Origin of the sequence: Vibrio sp. 2CM40D (assembly GCF_023161825.1) — a bacterium.
Lineage (GTDB): Bacteria > Pseudomonadota > Gammaproteobacteria > Enterobacterales > Vibrionaceae > Vibrio > Vibrio alginolyticus.
The window spans coordinates 90,667-99,784 of record NZ_JALNTL010000012.1 but is presented as its reverse complement, the minus strand read 5'-3'; the positions used below and the strand labels follow the sequence as shown (position 1 = coordinate 99,784).

Here is a 9,118-nt window from a genome sequence, read left to right as displayed (position 1 = left end):
ACTGTGCTGAATCTTTCGATTCAATGGTCACTTCGTTTCATTGAAACCTAATTTGATACCGAAGTATCGAATTGGATCATCATCAACGAGTGCCCACACAGATTGATAGGTCTATATTGTTAAAGAGCTTGCTTTGCGAGAAGTTTTTCTCTCAAAGCGGAGGTGCATTCTAGCGATTTAGTCGTTAGTGTCAAACACTTTTTTAAACTAATTTTTTGTAGAAGCTTTTTACCTCTTCGACCCTGCTAAAGCCTTGTGGCGTCTGCCGTGTCGATGGATGCGCATTATAGGGAGAAGATTTTCTTTGGCAATACTAAAAATGCATTTTTTCTAAAAAAACATGCCAAATGGATACTTTCCATCCAACCCTAAAATTACCCAGAAATAACACTCAGGATTTATACAATTTACCCACAAAAAGCTGTGGATAACTACTCATCACTATCAAAGAAATAAGAAATACGCGAACGCGGATTTAGATACTCTTTTACTTTATCCGGTAATTTTGACGGATGAATCGCGTTAACTATCTTTATATCTTTTGAGGCAAGATCAATGATTGGCGCTTGCGTCCTTGGTACTGATGGATCGTAAACCAAGACATTCGGGAATAATAAATGCGATGCATTCACTGAGATAACCAGGCCGACCATATTATTAGAAAGCTGAACTACGGTACCCGGAGGAAACACGCCCATAAACTTAATTAGGATGTTCAGGTTCTCTTCTTTATATAGGTGTTTACAGTTCTTATATAAATGAGAGAGTGCGGTATAAGGAATCTTTTGATCTGAGACTATCGGTGTATGACACAAGTTATCAAACGCATTGGCTACAGCAATAATTTGAGCAAACTCGTTGATCTCATCTCCTTTCAGGCCTTTAGGATAACCAGACCCATCTCTTAGCTCATGGTGCTGCGCGATCACAATTCTCGCGACTTCGGGAAAAGCCTCGATTTGACTCGCAAGATCGACGCCATATTTAGTGTGCAACTTTAAGTAGTTGGTTTCTGGCTCTGTTAGAGGTAGTTGCTTTCTTAATATTGCAGTCGGGATTTTTATTTTCCCGATATCATGGAATAGTGCGGAGAAGGAAAGCTCTTTCAACTGTGCTGCTGAGTACCCTTTAGCACGGCCAATCATCATCGAGATAACAGCCACGTTCAATGAGTGGAAATAAATATCTTCAAACTCATTTTTTCCGTTCATCAGATGTAACGTAACATTATCATCGCACATTAACTTCTCGACGATATCTTCAATAAGAAGCTTTGCTTCATCAACTGCTGCTGTCGGACGGTTACGGATTTTAGTCATGACTGAACGCATACGTGCCAGAGAGCGCTCAAACTCTTTTTCACACTGAATCACGCGTCGACGGTATGCACTTAACTTTTCTATGCGGTTCTGTTTTTCTTGCCACATTTTTTGAGTTTCATGATCTAACGACGCTTCATTTGTTACTCTGTCAGCTTGTCTTTGATCAACAGGGAGTGGAACGGCATCGCTTTGCTCTGGATTAAAGTAAACGAACTTTACGCCGAGGTGGCGGATCATCTCGACTTGCTCTTGGTCTTTAATCTTAAAGCTATTGAGTAGAAAGGGGTGATCGTTCCACTTTAGCGGAAGACGGATATGTAATCCGGGTTGAATACGATCGACCGTTAGTTTAATGGCTGCCACTTATTCACTACTGATTTATATTTCTTAAGAGAGTTAGAATACTAGTAAATTTTGTGAATAAATTCATCAGTAACTATCAAAACATCAAACCGTTATTTCTAAGCGACTCACTTAATTAGATAGAAGTAAGCTACTTTAAGGAGCGATCTGCTTTGCGTATTTTAAGCTTGGCCTCGAACACTGGCTTGTCTATTACTTCTTGATCTTTGACTAGCCCCATTAACGTTTGTACCGCTACACGGGCCATGTCACTGATAGGAAAGTGCACTGCTGATACTGTAGGGTAAAGACTTTCACAAAGATCAACACTGTCAAAGCTAGTTAATGAGATTTGCTCTGGTACAGAAATACTGTGCTCGTGTAAGTACTGCATTGCGCCAACCGTCATTTCTTCACTGCACGAAAAGACAGCCGTCACATCAGGGTGTCGTTGTAAAATTGCAGCCATTGCATCATAACCACTTTGCCGACCATAATTCCCTTCTTCACACCAGCTTTCATCAATATCTATACCAGCATCCTTCATTGCATCAATATACCCAAGCTTTCTCAATACACTGTTATGACGTTGGGATGGACCGGCAATACAAGCAATCTTTCGATGACCACCAGCTAAAAGGTGCTCAACGGCAATACGGCTTGCATGATGATGGTTAAAGGTAACACAACGCTCTTCTATTCCTTCCACGTAGCGATCCAGAAGAACGAAAGGTGTTGGCTGTTTAGCTAATTCACGTAAGTCATCATCTGACAAATAACGACTATGAAGTACATAGCCGTCACAACGTAAATCATTAAAACGCTGAATTGCCTCTTTTTCACCTTGTGCAGAATGATGGCCTTGAGCTGTAATCAAAAACTTCTTATGAATATCCAGCTCGGTCTGAACCTGCTCCATCATCTCGCCAAAGAAGCCCCCCGTATAGTAAGTCACCAATAACCCAACCATATTACTGGATGAGGTTGCGAGTGAACGAGCAATTGCACTAGGACGATAATTCAATTGCGCCATAGCTTGCTCTACTTTTTTTCGAGTTTCCTCGCGAAATTTCCCCTCTCCATTAATAATTCGAGAAACGGTAGAGCGATTTACACCGGCGAGTTCGGCTACATCTTTAATCCTTGCCATAATGCTATTGGGTCCAACTGCAATTGTTATTAAATATTCGTTTGTGTAGAACGGCTGCCAGCAATTCGTAAGGTGCTATAGGGGGCGAAGCTGGCAGCCTTTAATCATACACCGACCATTTGATTGGTAGAAACAAGCTCAGAGTAATCCGTAACAGTTATACCATGATGAGCTAACTGTTCTTTTAAAATGGGAGAGGTAAGAACTTGTAACTCTAGCTCTCGCTGAAGCGCATAGCCACTCTTTAAGATAAGCGCCTGATCGGCCTCTGCCGGGTGGCACATCACCTCAACCAAGTCATAGTCAGCTTTTAAGCTCAATAGATGTGCCATTAAGCCATCCAAGCTCACTTTTTGATCATAAAACTCATCAGTAAAGATATACCTGATTGTCATCGATTCTTGACACAAGCCACTGCCCCGCAGTGGCACTCGGTATTCATTCGCTACTTCTTTAATAACGGGCAAAATTTGAGGGTGAGTATGCGCGTGATGATGGCTATCTAAGTGGCTTAGCTCCAACCCAAGCGATAGAAAATGTTCCACCTGAGCTTTTGCTTCATCATAAACGACCTGAGTTTCGAAGTCCTGCTTACTCCAAAGTTCGTCATAATTGATAAAGTGCGCTCGGCCGTTGGTCAAGTTAGGATGCTTCGTTATAGGCACACCTGCTGTAAACCTAAGATGAACGCCAATTTTCAAGTCTGGATTATGGCGAGCTAGTTCTAAGGCATGTTGCTCAGCATCCATACCCACCATCATGGTGGTTGAATGAACCACACCTTGCTGATGAGCTTTAACGATGCCGCTATTTACACCTCTCGTTAAACCAAAATCATCAGCATTAAAAATGACTTTCATCGGCGCCCTTCCTTAGTCTTACAACGTCGTTAGTTTAAATTGAGGTAAATACGGAGCGTTCACCGCCAGAATATCATCCAGGATTGACTTGGCGCGGCCAATGTCAGGCACCAATGGGTTATTGGTTAATGCCATAAGCGCCTTGTCATAATTACCTTCGACAGCAGCTTCTATTGTTAGCTGCTCATACGCTTTAACTTGATGGAGTAATCCTTTGATATTGTTTGACAACTCGCCAACCGCAAGAGGTTTCGCCCCCCAGCTACCAATCACGGCACTACATTCAATCACAGCATCGTCAGGTAGGCCGTTGATCGCTCCATTATTTAAAACGTTAACAACATGAATACTATTACGATTGTTATAAATTGAATCAACTAGGTTCAGTGATGCATCAGAATAATAAGCACCACCCCGCTCCTCTAACTCTTTCGGCTTATGATCGAGGGTAGGATCTTGATAGAGCTTAAATAGCGCATTTTCTGTTTCCATTACCTGCTCAGCACGAGTGCCTTTTTCATCGGCACTTTGTTTCTCTTCAGCAAGCATGGCATCAGTTTGGTAGAAGTAACGATGATAAGGACATGGTATCGCCCCCAGTGCTTTTAGAAATGCCGGATCCCACGGCTCTTCCCAGATATTCTTCATACTGAAGTTGGCACCATCACCGACTTTCTCTAATACCGTTTGAGTAATATCTTCCCCATTGAACCATGCTTTGTGTACCCACACGAGATGGTTTAACCCAGCAAACTCAAGTTGCAGCTCTTTTGGCTCGCACTCCATCATTTCTGCAATCATCATTTCCATTGAAACGGGCACATTGCATAAACCAATACTCTTTACTTTGGTGTACTTACTGACCGCTTCGGAAACTAAACCCGCTGGGTTGGTGAAATTGAGCATCCATGCGTTTGGAGCCAACTCTTCAATGTCTTTACAGATATCAAGAATGACCGGAATGGTTCGCAGTGCTTTAGCAAAACCACCAGGGCCCGTTGTTTCTTGGCCGATGACGTCGTACTTGATTGGGATTCGCTCATCGTTAGCGCGTGCAGCAAGGCCACCAACACGAAACTGCGTCATCACAAAATCCGCATCTTTTATCGCAGCACGGCGATCGAAACCGGCTTTTATCTCAATTTTTGCTCCGGCTTTATCGACCATTCGCTGAGCCAATCCTTTGATGATCTCAAGCTTCTCAGCTCCTGACTCAATGTCCACAAAATGAATCTTCTTAACGGGTAAATATTCTAAGCGCTTAATAACCCCTTCAACCAATTCCGGGGTATAGCTACTACCACCGCCAATAATAGCAAGTTTGATCGCCTCTCTAGACATTTTCATCCCCCTTTATTTGTTCGAGATTTTTTTGTTCAGTGCGACGATTTCTACAGCCATCTCTTGAGCCAAAATCGTAGTCATTAGGTGATCTTGAGCATGCACCATCACTAACGTCATCGGGACTTTCCCTTCTCCCTGATCTTCTTCAATAAGCTGAGTCTGTATTAAGTGGGCTTTATTAATGCACTCTCTTGCTTGAGAGAGCTTCTCATCAGCCGCTTCAAAATCTTGTTCTCGAGATAAACGCAATGCCTCGTAGCTTAAACTTCTGGCTTCACCAGCATTGCAAATGATCTCCATTACAACCAATTCTTGTTCCATCATTTTCTCTCCGAAAATCGGGCCGCGGTAATTGCGGCCCATTAAGCACAGTTAAGCAGTAACGCCTTCGCCTGACGGCTGCGTGTCACCTTTAGTTTCCTTCGTCGTTGGTAGTTCTTGCTCCAACATTTGCTTCTCAAACATTTTGAAGAATGGGAAGTAGATGATTAGATCAAGAATTAATAAACCAATGACGAGCAATACTGGCGCAAAGGTCCAACCGCTACCCCACGAAGCACCTATCAGTGCCGGTGTTGTCCAAGGTGTTGTAGCGACACCCATACCCACAAAGCCGACATGCACAGCAAAGTACGCAATCGTAGCATTGATGACTGGAGCGAAGACGAACGGGATAAACAAGGTCGGGTTCATCACAACTGGGCTACCGAAGATCACAGGTTCGTTGATTTGGAAAAAGCCAGGCACCGCACTCATTCGACCAATGCTCTTAAGGTGAACAGAACGGCTAAACGACATCAGCATAACAAGAGCAAGTGTTGCACCAGAGCCGCCAATAAAGATGTAAAAATCCCAGAACGGTTGAGTAAATACGTTTGGAATCGGTTCACCTGCAACAAAGGCTTCAATGTTGGCACCAATGTTGGTCAAAAAGATTGGAGAAAGCAGTCCAACAACAATTGCAGCACCATGAATACCCGCAAACCAAAGTAGCTGGCAAAGCAATAAAGCGCCAATAATGGCAGGCAATGAGTTAGACGCACTAATTAGCGGTTTAAAGATAGCCATAACAGCGTCTGGAATCAGCATGTCGTACTGGGTTTGTACGAAAAGGCTAAGTGGATATAAGGTAATGAATATCGCTAAGACTGGTAGCAATACTTCAAATGATCGCGCAATCGCCGGTGGCACCTGCTCTGGCATGCGAATCGTAATATTGTGCTTTTTCATAAAACGGTAGAGCTCCACCGAGAAAAATGCACACATCACTGCGGTGAAGATCCCGGTTCCGCCCATGTGAGACATAGACAACGCGCCATCTTTAGCTGGGGCCGCAATGAGTAAAAAAGACATTAGTGACAATACAGCACTCGTGATCCCATCCATCTTGTAAGCCTTCGCTAAACTATAAGCAACGCCCAGCGAAACAAAAATGGTCATGATCCCCATCGACATGTTGTAGGGCATCATTATGGTATCAAAATGTGTAGTGGCGAAATCGAGCCAAATTCGACCAAAAGTAAAGGTTGTATCTTCGGCAAATGGGGGGAATGCAAAAATCAAAATGAAACTACCGACAATAATAAACGGCATTGCGACAATAAAACCGTCTCTCATTGCGCGAACATGGGGCTGATTCCCCACTTTAGCTGCTATAGGGGCTATATGCTTTTCGACTGCGCCTATAATTGCGTCATAAAGCTTCATAGAGTCCATCCTTATTTTAGGCAAAAGAATCCCGCATCAAATATTTATATTTGATGTACAGTTATCTTTTTAATTTAAAACTATATTTTAGTTAATTAATTCTAATGCTTGCTCTAGTACTTCTTCTCCCTTCATCATTCCATAATGCTGAGGAGAAATAGCATCAATGTTTTTACCATGCTCTTGCGCCGTTTTTCTTAGTTCTTCTAGCTGAAAACGTACTTGAGGCCCGAGAAGACAAACATCGTACTCTTTAATTGCATCTTCAAACGCATTCACTGACATTGCATCAATTTTGCACTCAATTCCTTTATTTTCAGCAGCTTGCTCCATTTTCTTAACAAGCATACTGGTGGACATCCCTGCGCTACAGCATAAAAGGATCTTTTTCATAGCCTTACTCCCGTTGTGTAAATTTCAACCTGTAAAAACTGTAGCAAAAATAACCAAGACAAAAAAGCGCAACCGGTTGCATTATTCGTGAACACAATCCCAATTTAGAAAATACCACCTATTTTTTTGTAATTATTTAGGTCTAGGATAAAAGTCATAAAATAATTTAAGACATCACATTAAGTTTCAAATTATCAATATTTTACTACTGACAACGTCGTTATTAATTTCTTAAAAGGAATAGAGAATGAAATTTAATAAATTGGCTATTGCAACGCTTGTAAGTGCCGCACTATCACAACACTCATTTGCTCAAACCGACTCTAAAGGCACAATTTATCTAACGTTTGATGATGGACCAATCAATGCATCTATTGACGTTATTCAAGTACTTAACCAGGAAGATATCAAAGCGACGTTTTACTTTAATGCTTGGCATTTAGATGGAATTGGTGATGAGAATGAAGACCGTTCCCTAGAAGCCTTAAAGCTCGCATTAGACACTGGTCATATTGTTGCGAACCACAGTTACGATCACATGGTGCACAACTGCGTGGATGAATTTGGACCGAACAGTGCTGCGGAGTGTAATGCGACCGGGGACCACCAGCTAAACTCGTATCAAGACCCTGTTTACGATGCCTCAATGTTTACGGAAAACTTATCTGTGTTAGCAAAGTATTTGCCGAACATTACAAGCTACCCGAACTACAAGGCAACAGAGTTTGCTAGACTGCCCTACACCAACGGTTGGCGAGTGACGAAAGACTTCAAAGCAGATGGGTTATGTGCCACGTCTGATGACCTGAAACCTTGGGAACCAGGATATGTATGCGATACATCCAACCCATCCAACAGTGTAAAAGCAGCTATCGAGGTTCAAAATATCCTAGCGAATAACGGCTATCAAACTCACGGTTGGGATGTGGACTGGGCACCTGAAAATTGGGGCATTGAAATGCCAGCAAACAGCCTTACAGAAGCAGAAGCATTTCTTGGATATGTGGATTCCGCGTTAAACACTTGTGCACCAACAACGATTAACCCGATCAACTCCAAAGCTCAAGAGTTCCCATGTGGTACACCTTTACACGCCGATAAAGTTATCGTATTAACTCACGAGTTCCTATTTGAAGATGGTAAGCGTGGCATGGGTGCAACGCAAAACCTACCTAAGCTCGCTAAGTTTATACAGTTAGCAAAACAAGCGGGTTATGACTTCGACACAATGGATAACTACACACCGAACTGGCAAGTTGGTCATAACTACGACGCTGGCGATTACGTCTTACACCTAGGTACTGTATACCAGGCTGTAACAAACCATACTGCGCAACAAGATTGGGCACCGTCTCCAACCTCTAGCCTTTGGACAAATGCAGACCCAGCCACTAACTGGACTCAGAATGTTTCCTATAAACAAGGTGATGTGGTGACTTATCAAGGTTTGCGTTATCTAGTTGATGTACCGCACGTGTCCCAAGCAGACTGGACTCCGAACACTCAAAATACCTTGTTCACAGCTCTATAGGCTGTTCCTACTATCACCATGTAGTAGTTTGCGCGAGGCATACCCCTCGCGCTTTTTTTTGAAGATCCAGATACAACAAAGCCCCGACTTTCATCGAGGCTCTGTCTTAAAATATGGTACCGGTGGACGGAGTTGATTGGACTGGCATTCCTGCCGCCACCGCGAAGGCAACGCTAACTTCCTTTTGATATTTACGAGCACCTAAAACGACGAAAGGCCGCTATAAAAGCGACCTTTCTATGTATGGTACCGGTGGGCGGACTTGAACCGCCACGCCCGAAGGCAACGGATTTTGAATCCGTCGTGTATACCAATTTCACCACACCGGCATCTTTGGGCTATTGCCCTTTGATGGTTGGCATTATACGTAAGCTTTTGACCTGCGCAAGCAGAAATACCTTAAATAACTATCGTTTGCTGATAATTTCGCCACAAAGTGTGACAAAGCTGTACTCATAAGAAACGTACG

General features: G+C 42.9%; 8 protein-coding genes and 1 tRNA gene. 1 reads left to right on the top strand and 8 read right to left on the bottom strand.

Annotation, left to right across the window (positions count from 1 at the left end; translation table 11 throughout):
* Positions 1-431 precede the first annotated feature (431 nt).
* From MTF70_RS21410 to MTF70_RS21380, 7 genes are all read right to left on the bottom strand, one after another.
* Positions 432-1,685, bottom strand: coding sequence for an HD-GYP domain-containing protein (locus tag MTF70_RS21410; RefSeq protein ID WP_005381029.1), 1,254 nt, complete (start codon positions 1,683-1,685; stop codon positions 432-434).
* A gap of 130 nt (positions 1,686-1,815) precedes the next feature.
* Entirely contained in the window at positions 1,816-2,814 is a 999-nt protein-coding gene (locus MTF70_RS21405; protein WP_005381031.1) for a LacI family DNA-binding transcriptional regulator, read from the bottom strand.
* A gap of 104 nt (positions 2,815-2,918) precedes the next feature.
* A complete protein-coding gene (gene chbG, locus MTF70_RS21400) occupies positions 2,919-3,674 on the bottom strand; it encodes a chitin disaccharide deacetylase (protein WP_025767647.1) in 756 nt (251 codons plus the stop codon).
* An 18-nt stretch (positions 3,675-3,692) separates the two neighbouring features.
* Complete coding sequence (locus MTF70_RS21395; RefSeq protein ID WP_064354316.1) at positions 3,693-5,015, bottom strand: 6-phospho-beta-glucosidase; 1,323 nt, start codon at positions 5,013-5,015, stop codon at positions 3,693-3,695.
* Positions 5,016-5,027: 12 nt separating this feature from the next.
* Positions 5,028-5,339, bottom strand: coding sequence for a PTS lactose/cellobiose transporter subunit IIA (locus MTF70_RS21390; protein WP_031777269.1), 312 nt, complete (start codon positions 5,337-5,339; stop codon positions 5,028-5,030).
* 51 nt (positions 5,340-5,390) lie between these two features.
* The gene (locus MTF70_RS21385; protein ID WP_005381064.1) at positions 5,391-6,725 is read right to left on the bottom strand and encodes a PTS sugar transporter subunit IIC; all 1,335 of its coding nucleotides are present in this window, start codon (positions 6,723-6,725) and stop codon (positions 5,391-5,393) included.
* A gap of 87 nt (positions 6,726-6,812) precedes the next feature.
* Positions 6,813-7,118 (bottom strand): PTS sugar transporter subunit IIB, encoded by a 306-nt coding sequence (locus MTF70_RS21380; RefSeq protein ID WP_025767645.1) that lies wholly within the window; start codon positions 7,116-7,118, stop codon positions 6,813-6,815.
* 247 nt (positions 7,119-7,365) lie between these two features.
* Here MTF70_RS21380 and MTF70_RS21375 point away from each other — a divergent pair, with 247 nt between their 5' ends.
* Positions 7,366-8,649: a carbohydrate-binding protein gene (locus MTF70_RS21375; RefSeq protein WP_005381066.1), complete on the top strand. Its 1,284-nt coding sequence runs from the start codon at positions 7,366-7,368 to the stop codon at positions 8,647-8,649.
* 244 nt (positions 8,650-8,893) lie between these two features.
* On the opposite strand, the gene MTF70_RS21370 is transcribed toward MTF70_RS21375, so the two are convergent.
* Positions 8,894-8,978, bottom strand: a tRNA-Leu gene (locus tag MTF70_RS21370).
* Positions 8,979-9,118 lie beyond the last annotated feature (140 nt).